Here is a 13,059-nt window from a genome sequence, read left to right on the forward strand (position 1 = left end):
CGGCAGTTAAGCTCTTCAGCGCCGATGGTAGTTGGGGGTTTCCCCCTGTGAGAGTAGGACGCCGCCAAGCCATTTCGAAGGTCAGCCATTAGGCTTGGCCTTTTTTTGTGTGCAAAAAAGGGGTGTATACCCCTAGTGACTAATGATCTATCAGGAATTTCACCGACCAAGACTTCCAGGTTTAAGCCATTCGAAGACTAACAAAGGTATCTTGGCTTGGCTTATTTTAAGGAACTGTACAATAGAGGGGTAATCATCATTCGGCATCGTTTTCAGGAGTTCTGCCCACCATTCTGTTTCATAACGAGCTATTATACTAAGGTTGTATGAGATTAAATAATGAATCAGGAGTTCAGGTAGTGAAAAAGCCGGTGAATTCTTATTGATTGATAGCATAAAAAGTTCAGCCTCCATATTGAATCGCATAGGAGAGGGCCCATTCATGCCGAGTGGCCCATCTACTTTTAATGATAGCTTCCCCTTCATCTCTTTCAAGTCAGTTACTTCTTTCGTTTTACCCTTCATGAATTCGAAGAAACGGTCGGCCGTCATTTGGTAGCTATCGAGTATAGAAGAAGGTAGCTCAAAACCATCATGGATATAAACGGGCGTGATGAAATTTGTTTTGGAATGGGTCCACGCAATCGATTGCAATTCAGGAATTTCTGCCAATAAGGATTCCATCGAAAACTTCTCCCCTTCCAAATGTTTAATATGGAATAAGTTTTCGGCAACCGAAGTGAAAAGTCCATTTTTCTGTGTTTTTACTTCATCCTTTAAAAAATCATATTGCTGTTTTTTTCTTTTCCTTGTCGTGACTCCATGGGCAAGTAAAGAGGTAGACTCCGGATAGTTAGGATTAACGGTAAGGAGGCAGGCTTTTAATAAATGGGTAAACCCATAAAAGGATAATATTGGTTGTATGCAAAGAGGTGCTTTGGCTGATTGGTTATAGTAGATTTTAGAGTGCTCAATATAGTAAATGAATGGGTAACAGTTTTCATAACTTTTTTTTTCGGCATCTTCTATTTTTCCTTGGGTATAACGTTTTTGTAAAAAAAGTTGAGAAGAAGTAGCCGAAAAAAAGGGGGTGAATTTATCGAAATTATCATTGTTTTCAGGCATAATGAGTACTCCTTTTAATTAATAGAATAATCAAACATTTCATTCTTATCTTGACAGTAGTATAACCAATTGATAACCTACAAATAATATTTTTAAGTAGGAGGGGAAAAAAATGTGGGAAAATAAATTTGCAAAAGAGGGTTTAACTTTTGATGATGTCCTATTAATACCGGCAAAATCAGAGGTTTTACCGAAAGATGTTAATCTTCAGGTCAATCTAGCAGAAAATTTAAGGCTTAACCTTCCTATCATCAGTGCAGGAATGGATACCGTAACAGAAGCTGAAATGGCAATTGCGATGGCCCGTCAAGGTGGATTAGGTATCATTCATAAAAATATGTCGATTGAGGCTCAAGCTGAACTGGTTGATAAAGTAAAACGGTCAGAAAGTGGTGTCATTACGGATCCATTTTTCTTGACGCCCGATCATCAAGTGTTTGACGCAGAGCATTTAATGGGTAAATACCGGATCTCAGGTGTTCCTGTCGTTAATAATGAAGAGGAACAAAAGCTCGTTGGTATCATTACAAACCGTGACTTGCGATTTATTTCCGATTTCTCCTTGAAAATTTCCAGTGTAATGACTGTGGAGAATCTTGTGACGGCCCCGGTTGGAACAAACTTGGAACAAGCTGAAAAGATTCTTCAAAAGTATAAAATTGAAAAACTACCTCTTGTAAATGATCAAGGCGTATTAAAGGGCCTTATTACAATTAAAGATATTGAAAAAGTCATCGAGTTTCCTAATTCCGCTAAAGATAAGCAAGGTAGACTACTTGCAGGTGCAGCGGTGGGAGTAACCAAAGACACAATGAAACGTGTAGAAATGCTAGTGAAGTCTCAAGTAGATGCTATTGTACTAGATACGGCACATGGTCACTCTGCTGGGGTCCTTAACGTAGTAAAAGATATCCGTGAGGCTTATCCTAATTTAACAATCATCGCAGGAAACGTTGCAACTGCCGAAGGAACGAAAGCTTTAATCGAGGCAGGAGCCGATGTTGTTAAAGTGGGGATCGGACCAGGTTCAATTTGTACTACTCGGGTGGTTGCCGGTGTGGGTGTCCCACAAATCACCGCTGTTTACGATTGTGCTACAGAAGCAAGAAAGCATGGTAAAACGATTATCGCAGATGGAGGAATTAAATACTCGGGCGATATCGTCAAGGCACTTGCTGCAGGTGGTCATGCCGTTATGCTAGGTAGCATGTTAGCCGGAACAACTGAGAGCCCTGGAGAAACGGAAATTTTCCAAGGACGCCGTTTCAAAGTATATCGGGGAATGGGTTCCGTTGCTGCTATGGAAAAGGGTTCTAAAGATCGGTATTTCCAAGAAGATAATAAGAAATTCGTGCCAGAAGGAATTGAAGGCAGACTTCCTTATAAAGGGCCACTATCAGAAACCATCTATCAGTTAATTGGTGGAATCCGGTCCGGTATGGGTTATTGCGGAACTGGTTCATTAGAAGAGTTGAGAGATAATGCTCAGTTTGTTAAGATGACGGGTGCTGGATTAAGAGAAAGTCATCCACATGATGTACAAATTACCAAAGAAGCTCCCAATTACTCTATGTAATCAAATTAACATATGATTGTCATAAAAATTTATTGTAAAAATAGACAGGGTCTTCGATTACTCTGTCTATTTTTTTTATTTTTTCTGTGATAAACTAGACAAAGTGTCAAGGGGATTACATAGAATTCTTTGTATTCTATAGAGATAAGCTTAATAGTTGGAGGTATTGGAAATTGAAAAAAATCAGCAAGATTACTCTCGTTTTCACTTTTGTCTTTGTTCTTGTTATGTCACAATTTGCCTATCAACCACAGAAGGCTCAAGCTGAAACTGATTTAGGCTTAAAGGCAGAGGCTGCCATCATCATTGATGGAGTAACAGGGCAAATCGTCTACGAAAAAAATGCCGATAAAGTTTTAGGCATTGCTTCTATGTCAAAAATGATGACAGAGTATATCATCATGGAAGCGATTAAAAATGGGAAAATCACTTGGGATCAAAAGGTTAAAATAAATAAGTATGTTCACGATCTTTCAAAGGCACCGAACTTGTCGAATATTGGCTTAACTGAAGGAGAAGATTATACAGTTAAGGAACTATACCAAGCTATGGCTGTCTATTCAGGAAATGCTGCAACAGTAGCTCTTGCGCAGCTAATTTCTGGCAGCGAAAAGAATTTCGTGAAATTGATGAATGAAAAAGCTGGTAAATTAGGACTGAAGCATTATAAATTCGTTAACGCGAGTGGTTTAAATAACTCGGATCTTTTAGGGGAATACCCTACTGGTAAGGCTGATGAAGAGAACGTCATGACGGCTAAGGATACGGCACTTCTTGCTTATCGTCTAATTAACGACTATCCGGAAGTATTAGATTATGCCAGTATTTCTAAGCTGAAGTTCCGAGATGGAAAAGAGTATTCTAATTTCAACTGGATGTTACCTGGTCTAATTTTTGAATATGAGGGTGTAGATGGACTTAAAACAGGTTCTACAGACTACGCTGGTTACGCTCATACGGGCACAGTCATCCGAGATGGGCAGCGTTATATAACCGTAGTGATGAAATCCACTACTAAAAACGAACGTTTTGCCGATAGCACTAAGCTGATGAATTATGCATACAGTACATTTAAAAAAGAAAAAGTCCTTCCTGCTAATTACGAAGTAAAAGGTAACAAGAGCCTGGCTGTCGTGAAAGGGAAGGAAGACAGCATTAAAGTTCAATCTAAGAAAGCGATTGAAATGCTAGTCGAAAACGGCGAAAAAGATCAATATAATACTAAAGTTGTAGTTGATAAAAGCAAGTTGAATAAAGATGGTAAGTTAACAGCCCCAATCAAAAAAGGGGAGAAGCTGGGTTATATCGCTGTAACTCCTAAGCAGGGTGAAGATTATGGATTTATTAACAGTGATACAGCGAAAGTCGATTTAGTGGCTGCTGAAACTGTTGATAAAGCTAACTGGTTCGTATTATCAATGCGCGCAATCGGTGGATTCTTCGGTGATGTATGGAGCAGTGTAGCCTCTACGGTTAAAGGCTGGTTTTAATTTTCGTGTATAAAATGGTTGCGTAATGTGTAAAATTATAGTACATTATGGAAAACAATTTGATTTCGAGAAAACCATGACAGGAAAAAGTAATAAGTGCTTCTTTCTTAAGAGAGCCGGTGGCTGGTGCAAATCGGTGTGAGAGTCTTATGAATCCCTCCTGGAGTAAAGTATGGAACGCCTTTACTAGGTTAGTAATTACTTTCGGCTAAAAGCCGTTATCGTGATAAGTGGAAGGTGTTTTTTCGTACACCTTTAACTAGGGTGGCAACGCGGGTTAACTCTCGTCCCTTCTTCAGGGGACGGGAGTTTTTTGCGTTCTCGAGTAAAATCATCAGTAAATAAGGAGGAAATGTAATGTTGGACTTGAAATACGTAAGAAATAACTTTGAAGAGTTAAAGAATGTTTTGCAATTCAGGGGAGAAGATTTGACCGATTTGGGTAAATTCGAGGAACTGGACGTTAAACGCCGGTCTTTAATTGCGGATACAGAAAAGTTAAAAAGTAAACGAAATGAAGTATCTCAACAGGTAGCGGTTTTAAAACGGGAGAAGAAAGATGCAGACCAACTGATTACGGAGATGCGTCAGGTTGGCGATCAAATAAAGGGGTATGACGAAGAACTACGTGAAGTAGAAGCGCAATTAGAGAAGTTGCTCCTTTCTATACCGAATATTCCACATGAAAGTGTTCCAGTAGGAGAAACGGAAGACGATAACGTGGAAATTCGCAAATGGGGTGAATTGCCGGAATTCACATTCGAACCTAAGCCCCATTGGGATGTGGCTGGTGATCTAGGAATACTGGACTTCGAAAGAGCTGCGAAAGTGACGGGTAGTCGTTTTGTCTTTTATAGAGGTCTTGGTGCCCGTTTGGAACGTGCATTGATTAGCTTTATGCTGGATTTACATGTCGAAGAACATGGATATGAGGAAATGCTGCCTCCTTATATGGTCAATCGTGCAAGCATGACAGGTACAGGACAGCTGCCTAAGTTCGAGGAAGACGCATTCAGAATTGAAAGCGAGGATTATTTCTTGATTCCTACTGCGGAAGTACCGGTTACCAACTTCCATCGTGATGAAATCTTGAGTGCCGATGATCTGCCAATCAGCTATGCGGCATATAGTGCATCTTTCCGTTCAGAAGCAGGTTCTGCAGGCCGGGATACACGCGGGTTAATTCGCCAGCATCAATTCAACAAAGTGGAATTAGTTAAATTCGTGAAGCCGGAAGATTCATACGCAGAATTAGAAAAGCTTACAGGTCATGCCGAGAAAGTTCTTCAATTACTTGGATTGCCTTACCGAGTCCTGAGTATGTGTACGGGTGACCTTGGATTTACTGCCGCTAAAAAATATGACCTTGAAGTATGGATTCCAAGCTATGGAACCTACCGGGAAATCTCATCATGCAGTAACTTTGAGGCATTCCAGGCTAGACGGGCCAATATCCGATTCCGTCGTGAGGCGAAAGGCAAACCGGAACACGTTCATACATTGAATGGATCGGGTCTTGCCATTGGACGGACAGTAGCCGCTCTTTTGGAAAACTATCAACAGGAAGACGGCACGGTCATCATCCCTGAAGTATTACGCCCGTATATGCGTGGTGCGGAAGTCATCAAGCCAAAATAATGTTTAAAATCATAATGTGGACCAGACCCCGAAAAGGGTAATCTGGTCCACTAATAATTATTTTAAAAAAGTGTTCTAAGAGTGCTTGACTTCTTTTGTGAATCGGTGTAATATAATAAATGTTGATACGGAGGTATACCCAAGTTCGGCTGAAGGGATCGGTCTTGAAAACCGACAGGGGAGTCAAATCCCGCGGGGGTTCGAATCCCTCTACCTCCTCCATAACTTATTAATAACCACAGCGCATAAATTGGATATCGTTGTCCCGTTACAGAAATGTAACGGGATTTTTGTTTTCTGATATAACATAAAAACCATTGGCACCAATGCCAATGGTTTTTATTTATTTATTACGTAGTAAACGGGTTTGTTCCATGTATTCAGCAATCCGTTTTATAAGAGGTTCGATGCTAGCTTCATCATGCATAAGATCATATTCATTAATGTTTAAACGAAGGACCGGACAGGCATTGAATTGATTGATCCATTCCTCGTAACGATTGTGCATTTCCTGCCAATATTCAATCGGTGTATGCTGTTCCATCGGACGTCCACGTACTTGGATTCGATTAAGGATATCATCGATTGAACCCTCAAGATAGATGACCAAATCGGGGTGGGGGAAGTAAGGTGTCAGCACCATGGCGTTGAACAGGCTGGTATACGTTTCGTAGTCCACTTCATTCATCGTGCCTTTTTCATAGTGCATTTTCGCAAAAATCCCCGTATCTTCATAAATGGATCGGTCCTGAATGAAGCCGCCGCCATACTCGAAAATCTTTTTCTGCTCTTTAAACCGTTCAGCGAGGAAATAGATTTGCAGGTGGAAACTCCAACGATCAAAATCATCATAGAATTTATCAAGATAAGGGTTGGCATCCACCTTTTCAAAAGATGTCCTGAATTGCAGGGCATCCGCCAAGGCGTTCGTCATCGTCGATTTACCTACGCCAACCGTACCGGCTATTGTAATGACAGCATTGTTCGGGATATTATACTTTTTACGCAAGTTCATGTGGTACTACTCCTTTTTGCAGGGCATTCTCTATTTGGTTAATCATCATATTTAGATCGTTCTTGTTCCCGACGAAGTCTAAATCATCCCCATTAAATGTGAGGACGGGTATGTCTGGGTGCTTTTGCTCGAACGTTTCCATGAATATTTGATAATCTGAGGATAGCTGTTGTAGGTAACTAGGACTGATATTTTTTTCGAATTCACGCCCTCTTTTGCTAATTCGAGTTAAGAGTGTGTCTAAACTAGCATTCAAATAAATGACCATATTTGGCTTCGGCATGTCTCGAGTTAAAATATTAAATATTTCAATGTATTTATTGTACTGTTCGTCCTTTAACGTTCGTTCTGCAAAAATCAAATTCTTGAATATATGATAATCAGCCACCACGGCTTGTTCATTGGTGAGAAACTTGGTTTCGATATCTTCTAATTGCTTATAACGGTTACATAGAAAAAACATCTCTGTTTGAAAGCTCCACTCATCGATATTATCGTAAAATTTCCCGAGAAATGGATTTTCATCAACGATTTCTTTCAATAAAGAAATGTTGAAGTGATCAGAAATTACTTTTGCAAGTGATGTTTTTCCCACACCAATTGGTCCTTCGACAGTGATAAATGGGATGGTTTTCATCCATTCTGTCCTCCTTCAATGAGGTATCGGACTGAAACTTCCAGTTTGTTATGTTTTTCAGCCAAAAGATATTGTAACACAACTGGGAGGATTCTGTGGTATTTTGTTGGTTCCAAATTGTAGAGAATGACTGGTAAGCACGAAGGAAAATACTCAAAAATCCAATGAACTTTTCTTTGTAGAAGCTTTAAGGACGTGGTTCATCATGGTCAGTGCATAATAGTTATCATCCTTTGAGGCAGAAGCGATACAATCTTCAGGAACCCATAATTCATATTCTCTCATATAAGCATCGTTGGCTGTGAAAAGGACACAGATGTTACCGGCAATCCCTGTGAGGATCAAACGTTTTACATGAAGTTGATGGAGAAGCGTGTTCAGCGCCGTTCCATAAAAAGCGGAATGCTTCGGTTTGATTAAGAAGAACTCATCTTGCTCTGGTTTGATTCTTTCTATTAGATTAGCATTTCTTTCATTTTTGCAGGTCTCGATGATTTTATTGTAATCGGCCTGCCATAACTTATAGTGATCGTTAATATAAATGATTGGATAGCCATTTTCTTTCATATATCTTTTTAATTCTATTATCGGTTTCATGATAGCTTTAGTATGTTGAAGGAGCATATCACCATTATCGAAATTAAAGTCATTGATCATATCGATAATCAGTAGGGCGATTGAAGGGGAATCAGGTCGGTTCATGTAGTATCCTCCTTAAGTATGCAAAATTACTTGCGACAGGTAGCTGCTTACGGTACTATTCATTAGAATAAGTAGTTGACCTTTATTTTGTCTTATATTTGTCTATTTACTCCTACTTAGTAAAAGGGGGTTTTTTCATGAAAGATGATATATATTATATGAATGTAGCCTTGGGTGAAGCCGAGAAAGCGCGTCAACTGAATGAAGTACCAATCGGGGCCGTAATAGTTATAGAAGACCGGATCGTTGCGAGAGGTCACAATTTACGGGAAACCGACCAAAACGCGATAGCCCATGCGGAGCTGCTTGCCATCAATGAAGCGTGTGTGGAACTTGGTAGTTGGAGACTTGAAGAGGCGACGCTTTATGTCACACTGGAGCCGTGCCCGATGTGTGCTGGCGCAATTCTGCAGTCAAGGGTGAAACGGGTCGTATTTGGTGCCCATGATCCAAAAGCAGGCTGTGCGGGAACCTTTATGGACTTACTTCAAGATCAGCGGTTCAATCATCAATGTGAGGTTACGAGCGGTGTGCTCGAAGAAGAGTGTGGCGGGATTTTAACAGCTTTCTTTAAACAACTGAGGAATCGAAAGAAAGCGCTGAAGCAAAAGAAAAGGGAAGAAAGCCAGGTAACAGAAAATTAATGACGTGAAACTAAGAGTCAGTTTTTCACCCCCTAAAAAATGGAGCATTGCCATTCCATGCCCAACACTTGCGTTTTTTTTATAACCTTAGTATAATAAGATATGCGTCGTAGTGACGCTATGAATATTGGTCTCACATTTGCCGTGCTAGACGGGGAGGTAGCGGTGCCCTGTACTCGCAATCCGCTCTAGCGAGGTTGAATTCCTTCTCGAGGTTAGCATTCTGTAGGGTCTGCCTTAAGTAAGTGGTGTTGACGCCCGGGTCCTGCGCAATGGGTCTCCATGAACCATGTCAGGTCCGGAAGGAAGCAGCATTAAGTGGAAGTTCTCATGTGCCGCAGGGTTGCCTGGGCTGAGCTAACTGCTTAAGTAACGCTTATGGTTGCTAATCGACGGAAGGTGCACGGCAGTTATTTTACATAATCAAAAAACTCATTCGTAAAGGGTGGGTTTTTTTGCGCGTTAAGAAGGTAATTCGGTTCATCGGAGCATTTTTCTTTAATGGATTTTGAAATTAAGGAAACCAGTACGGTATAATAGAAATGATGGAGAAAATAAGGAGGGATTTCCGTGGGGTATCAGGCATTATACCGAGTGTGGCGGCCACAACAGTTCATTGATGTTGTTGGACAGGGGCATGTGACGAAAACGTTGCAGAATGCTCTTGTCGGGCAAAAAGTTTCCCATGCCTATTTATTCTCGGGACCGCGTGGGACAGGGAAAACGAGTGCGGCCAAAATACTTGCAAAAGCAGTTAACTGCGAACATGCGCCTACAAGTGAACCCTGTAACGAATGTGCTACTTGCCGCGGAATCACCGATGGCTCCATATCAGATGTTATTGAAATAGATGCAGCATCCAATAATGGCGTCGAAGAAATCCGTGACATTCGTGATAAGGTCAAATATGCACCGAATGCGGTTACATATAAAGTTTATATTATTGATGAGGTACACATGCTTTCGCAGGGGGCGTTTAATGCCTTATTAAAAACATTGGAAGAACCACCAAAGCACGTCATTTTTATATTGGCGACGACTGAACCTCATAAAATTCCATTAACGATCATTTCCCGCTGTCAGCGATTTGATTTTAAAAGAATACAACCACAGGACATTGTCGGACGGATGTCACAAATCATCGCCGAGAGTGGGATTTCCTGTGATGAGCAGGCTCTTCACATCATTGCCAGAGCAGCCGAGGGCGGGATGCGTGATGCGCTTAGTCTACTTGACCAGGCCATTTCATTCAGTTCCGAAACGGTATCGGTGGAAGATGCTTTAACGGTAACGGGCTCCGTGTCTCAATCGTTCTTAAGTAGATTGGCGAAAGCGATATACGATAAGGAAGTTGCCGTGGCTCTTGAAGTCCTTGATGAATTATTGGCTATGGGAAAAGACCCAGCCCGCTTCATTGAAGATATGATTTATTATTTCCGTGACATGCTTCTGTTCCAGGCTGCCCCATCTCTTGCAGAATCCTTTGAAAGGGTGTTGATTGACCCGCAATTCAAGGAGTTGGCAGAAGTGATCCCTTCTAAATCGATCTATTCGATTATTGAAAGTTTCAACCAAACGCAACAAGATATGAGGTGGACGAACCATCCCCGTATATTCCTGGAAGTTTCCCTGGTGAAGCTATGTAATGAGCAAAAGCCTAATGAAATGGATAACGGGAAGGTCCAACAATTGCTTCAAAAGATAGAAGCGTTGGAAAAACAAATGATGGATTTACAGCAAAATGGAGTTGCTGCCGTTGTTTCTGAAAAACCGGCGGAACAGGCAAAACCCCAACGGTCGATGAAAAAGGCTTACAAGGCGCCGACGGGAAAGATAAACCAAGTATTGAAGCAAGCCACGAAACCTAATTTACAGGGTGTAAAGAGTAAATGGGGGGAAGTGCTTGAACAGTTAGGGCAGCAAAACCAAAAGTCACTCGCGGCTCTGTTGACGGAAGCGGAACCTGTTGCTGCGTCTACGGAAGCTTTTGTGGTAAAATTCAAATATGATATTCATTGCCAAATGGCGATGGAAAATAACCGTTTCATAGAAGTGATCGCCTCTATCATGCAGCAATTAACTGGTCATCGTATGGAGATAGCCGGAGTTCCGGAGAGTCAGTGGCAGAAGTTGCGGGAGGATTTTATTTCAACACAACAGTTTGAAGGCCCAGAAGAAACGGAATCAAAAGAAGAAGACCCTTTCATAGCCGAAGCAAGAAAGTTAGTCGGAGATGATTTGCTCGAAATTAAAGAATAATTGGAGGTAGGAAAAATGGGTATGCGTGGCGGTAATATGCAAAATATGATGAAACAAATGCAAAAAATGCAAAAGAAAATGGCAGAGGCACAAGAAGAGTTAGGTGAAAAGAAGATTGAAGGAACAGCTGGTGGCGGAATGGTAACGGTTATTGTAACCGGACATAAGGAAATCGTAGATGTCATTATCAAACCGGAAGTCGTTGACCCGGATGATATCGATATGCTGCAAGATCTAGTGTTGGCTGCTACCAATGATGCTTTGAAAAAGGCAGAAGAACTAACAAGCCAAACGATGGGACAATTCACCAAGGGAATGAACCTTCCAGGCATGTTTTAAGCAAGTTTAAAAGAAACTTCCTTTCAAGGGGGTTTCTTTTGAAATTTTAGGAGGAATTTGATGCATTATCCAGAACCGATTTCCAAGCTTATTGATAGCTTTATGAAATTGCCGGGGATAGGGCCGAAAACTGCGGCTCGATTAGCCTTTCATGTACTGAGCATGAAAGAAGATACTGTTTTGGATTTTGCGAAAGCGTTGGTGAATGCAAAGCGAAATCTCATGTACTGTACAGTATGCGGGCACATAACGGATCAGGATCCTTGCTATATTTGCGAGGATCAAAGAAGAGATAGGGACTTGATATGTGTCGTGCAGGACCCTAAGGATGTCATAGCCATGGAAAAGATGAGGGAATTCAATGGCCTGTATCATGTATTGCATGGCAGTATTTCGCCAATGGACGGTATTGGTCCGGAAGATATAAATATTCCTGATTTATTGAAGCGACTTCAAGATGAAACGGTACAGGAGGTCATATTGGCCACGAATCCTAATATCGAAGGAGAAGCGACGGCCATGTACATTTCCCGGTTGCTTAAACCATCGGGAATTAAAGTGACGCGGATTGCTCACGGACTTCCGGTTGGAGGGGACTTGGAGTATGCAGATGAAGTGACTCTATCAAAAGCAATAGAAGGAAGAAGAGAAATATAAGATAGCTTGGAGGACTCCGCGTGTTCTTTCGTAAAAAAAAACAGCTTCGAAACGAATATAATGAGGCGTTGATAGGGGAACTTGAACAGTTGAAAAGGAATTGGCATAACCAAAAATCCTTACTTGAAAAAAGTGTAGACCCATCTGTAGAAGTAATCGCACAAACGAGGTTAGCGGAAGTGAAGTATTTCTACTTATTTAGAGAAGTGAAAAGAAGAAATGTACGCATACAAAGATGATAGACCGTGGTTATAAGGGGTTTCCTTTATAACCATTTTTTTGGGCCGGTTCTTTATCTATATCATCCAACATATAAGTGTAATACAAGCTTGTGGGGAGGTATGAGATTGGAACCAATTGTTTTTGTGGCTGTAATTGGCGGTTTGATTCTTGTTCTTTTAATTATAGGAGCACCATTGAAACCCATTCGATTTATAGGACAAGGCATTATAAAAGTCATCATTGGGGCAGCTTTTTTATTCTTCCTTAATATGCTGGGTAATCAAGCGGGTATTCATGTCCCGATCAATTTAGTGACCTCTGCGGTTGCTGGACTGCTTGGGATACCGGGAGTTGCTGCTCTAGCGGCTATCGGATACTGGATAGTATAGAAGTGAAAGCGGAAGGTGTTGAAAGAAGCTTCAAGGAAAACTCCTTGAAGCTTCTATTGATTTAACGAAAGTGGAGGCAAGCCATGTATTTTTTATAAAATAGTAAAATATCTATTGACGAAAATAAAACAACCTGATAATATATTAGGAGTCGCAACAATGACAAACAAATTAATAAACATTCAATCAACAAAACAACATAAATAAATGTTGACAAGAGCTTGGATGCGTGGTAAGATAATAAAGTCGCTTACGAGGTAAGTGATTGAATAATTGCTCTTTGAAAACTGAACAAAACAAAGCGCCAACGTAAATTTTGAGTGAGCACACACTATAAAAAAAGCAAAATGAGCAAGTCAAACATTT

13 protein-coding genes, 1 tRNA gene, 1 rRNA gene, 1 other RNA gene and 1 other annotated feature are annotated in these 13,059 nt (G+C 40.9%); of the genes, 12 read left to right on the forward strand and 4 right to left on the reverse strand.

The genetic code is table 11. The annotated features are described in order from the left end of the window. Window positions 1-70 (forward strand): 5S ribosomal RNA (gene rrf / locus ACIQXH_RS20465); the annotation flags it as partial. 89 nt (window positions 71-159) lie between these two features. Here rrf and ACIQXH_RS20130 read toward each other — a convergent pair. After that, a complete protein-coding gene (locus ACIQXH_RS20130; protein ID WP_403125394.1) occupies window positions 160-1,125 on the reverse strand; it encodes a YaaC family protein in 966 nt (321 codons plus the stop codon). Between the two features lie 112 nt (window positions 1,126-1,237). Here ACIQXH_RS20130 and guaB point away from each other — a divergent pair, with 112 nt between their 5' ends. The 4 genes from guaB to ACIQXH_RS20150 all read left to right on the forward strand — a co-directional run bounded on the left by guaB (window position 1,238) and on the right by ACIQXH_RS20150 (window position 6,051). Beyond that, the gene (guaB, locus tag ACIQXH_RS20135; protein WP_402876122.1) at window positions 1,238-2,701 is read left to right on the forward strand and encodes an IMP dehydrogenase; all 1,464 of its coding nucleotides are present in this window, start codon (window positions 1,238-1,240) and stop codon (window positions 2,699-2,701) included. 173 nt (window positions 2,702-2,874) lie between these two features. Further along, a complete protein-coding gene (locus tag ACIQXH_RS20140; RefSeq protein ID WP_403125398.1) occupies window positions 2,875-4,191 on the forward strand; it encodes a D-alanyl-D-alanine carboxypeptidase family protein in 1,317 nt (438 codons plus the stop codon). 67 nt (window positions 4,192-4,258) lie between these two features. Beyond that, window positions 4,259-4,486, forward strand: a binding site (T-box leader). Window positions 4,487-4,548: 62 nt separating this feature from the next. Further along, entirely contained in the window at window positions 4,549-5,829 is a 1,281-nt protein-coding gene (gene serS, locus ACIQXH_RS20145) for a serine--tRNA ligase (RefSeq protein ID WP_402876126.1), read from the forward strand. Between the two features lie 129 nt (window positions 5,830-5,958). Continuing rightward, window positions 5,959-6,051: transfer RNA gene (locus tag ACIQXH_RS20150), tRNA-Ser, on the forward strand. Window positions 6,052-6,172: 121 nt separating this feature from the next. Here ACIQXH_RS20150 and ACIQXH_RS20155 read toward each other — a convergent pair. The 3 genes from ACIQXH_RS20155 to ACIQXH_RS20165 all read right to left on the reverse strand — a co-directional run bounded on the left by ACIQXH_RS20155 (window position 6,173) and on the right by ACIQXH_RS20165 (window position 8,183). Next, entirely contained in the window at window positions 6,173-6,844 is a 672-nt protein-coding gene (locus tag ACIQXH_RS20155) for a deoxynucleoside kinase (protein ID WP_402876127.1), read from the reverse strand. Then, window positions 6,831-7,481, reverse strand: coding sequence for a deoxynucleoside kinase (locus tag ACIQXH_RS20160; protein ID WP_402959836.1), 651 nt, complete (start codon window positions 7,479-7,481; stop codon window positions 6,831-6,833). Before ACIQXH_RS20160 ends, ACIQXH_RS20155 begins: the two co-directional genes overlap by 14 nt. 153 nt (window positions 7,482-7,634) lie before the next feature. Further along, on the reverse strand, window positions 7,635-8,183 hold the full coding sequence (locus ACIQXH_RS20165) for a cysteine hydrolase family protein (protein WP_402959835.1): 549 nt from the start codon (window positions 8,181-8,183) through the stop codon (window positions 7,635-7,637). Window positions 8,184-8,320: 137 nt separating this feature from the next. Between ACIQXH_RS20165 and tadA the strand changes: the two genes are divergently transcribed. The 7 genes from tadA to ACIQXH_RS20200 all read left to right on the forward strand — a co-directional run bounded on the left by tadA (window position 8,321) and on the right by ACIQXH_RS20200 (window position 12,693). Beyond that, window positions 8,321-8,827 (forward strand): tRNA adenosine(34) deaminase TadA, encoded by a 507-nt coding sequence (tadA, locus tag ACIQXH_RS20170; protein WP_402992101.1) that lies wholly within the window; start codon window positions 8,321-8,323, stop codon window positions 8,825-8,827. Window positions 8,828-8,969: 142 nt separating this feature from the next. Continuing rightward, an RNA gene (gene ffs / locus ACIQXH_RS20175) (signal recognition particle sRNA large type) lies at window positions 8,970-9,234 on the forward strand. A gap of 163 nt (window positions 9,235-9,397) precedes the next feature. After that, complete coding sequence (dnaX, locus tag ACIQXH_RS20180; protein ID WP_403125402.1) at window positions 9,398-11,086, forward strand: DNA polymerase III subunit gamma/tau; 1,689 nt, start codon at window positions 9,398-9,400, stop codon at window positions 11,084-11,086. A 21-nt stretch (window positions 11,087-11,107) separates the two neighbouring features. Beyond that, complete coding sequence (locus ACIQXH_RS20185; RefSeq protein WP_402876141.1) at window positions 11,108-11,425, forward strand: YbaB/EbfC family nucleoid-associated protein; 318 nt, start codon at window positions 11,108-11,110, stop codon at window positions 11,423-11,425. Between the two features lie 60 nt (window positions 11,426-11,485). Further along, a complete protein-coding gene (recR, locus tag ACIQXH_RS20190; protein WP_402876135.1) occupies window positions 11,486-12,082 on the forward strand; it encodes a recombination mediator RecR in 597 nt (198 codons plus the stop codon). A 20-nt stretch (window positions 12,083-12,102) separates the two neighbouring features. Beyond that, complete coding sequence (locus tag ACIQXH_RS20195; protein ID WP_402959830.1) at window positions 12,103-12,321, forward strand: YaaL family protein; 219 nt, start codon at window positions 12,103-12,105, stop codon at window positions 12,319-12,321. A gap of 102 nt (window positions 12,322-12,423) precedes the next feature. Continuing rightward, window positions 12,424-12,693 (forward strand): pro-sigmaK processing inhibitor BofA family protein, encoded by a 270-nt coding sequence (locus ACIQXH_RS20200; RefSeq protein ID WP_402876139.1) that lies wholly within the window; start codon window positions 12,424-12,426, stop codon window positions 12,691-12,693. Window positions 12,694-13,059: the final 366 nt, after the last annotated feature.

The organism is Peribacillus sp. NPDC097225 (genome assembly GCF_044761955.1).
GTDB lineage: Bacteria > Bacillota > Bacilli > Bacillales > DSM-1321 > Peribacillus.

Coding starts and splice junctions, on each gene's coding strand:
- serS (WP_402876126.1), top strand. CDS start 4,549: ATGTTGGACTTGAAATACGTAAGAAATAACTTTGAAGAGTTAAAGAAT.
- ACIQXH_RS20130 (WP_403125394.1), bottom strand. CDS start 1,125: ATGCCTGAAAACAATGATAATTTCGATAAATTCACCCCCTTTTTTTCG.
- ACIQXH_RS20185 (WP_402876141.1), top strand. CDS start 11,108: ATGCGTGGCGGTAATATGCAAAATATGATGAAACAAATGCAAAAAATG.
- ACIQXH_RS20155 (WP_402876127.1), bottom strand. CDS start 6,844: ATGAACTTGCGTAAAAAGTATAATATCCCGAACAATGCTGTCATTACA.
- ACIQXH_RS20165 (WP_402959835.1), bottom strand. CDS start 8,183: ATGAACCGACCTGATTCCCCTTCAATCGCCCTACTGATTATCGATATG.
- guaB (WP_402876122.1), top strand. CDS start 1,238: ATGTGGGAAAATAAATTTGCAAAAGAGGGTTTAACTTTTGATGATGTC.
- ACIQXH_RS20200 (WP_402876139.1), top strand. CDS start 12,424: ATGAGATTGGAACCAATTGTTTTTGTGGCTGTAATTGGCGGTTTGATT.
- recR (WP_402876135.1), top strand. CDS start 11,486: ATGCATTATCCAGAACCGATTTCCAAGCTTATTGATAGCTTTATGAAA.
- ACIQXH_RS20160 (WP_402959836.1), bottom strand. CDS start 7,481: ATGAAAACCATCCCATTTATCACTGTCGAAGGACCAATTGGTGTGGGA.
- tadA (WP_402992101.1), top strand. CDS start 8,321: ATGAAAGATGATATATATTATATGAATGTAGCCTTGGGTGAAGCCGAG.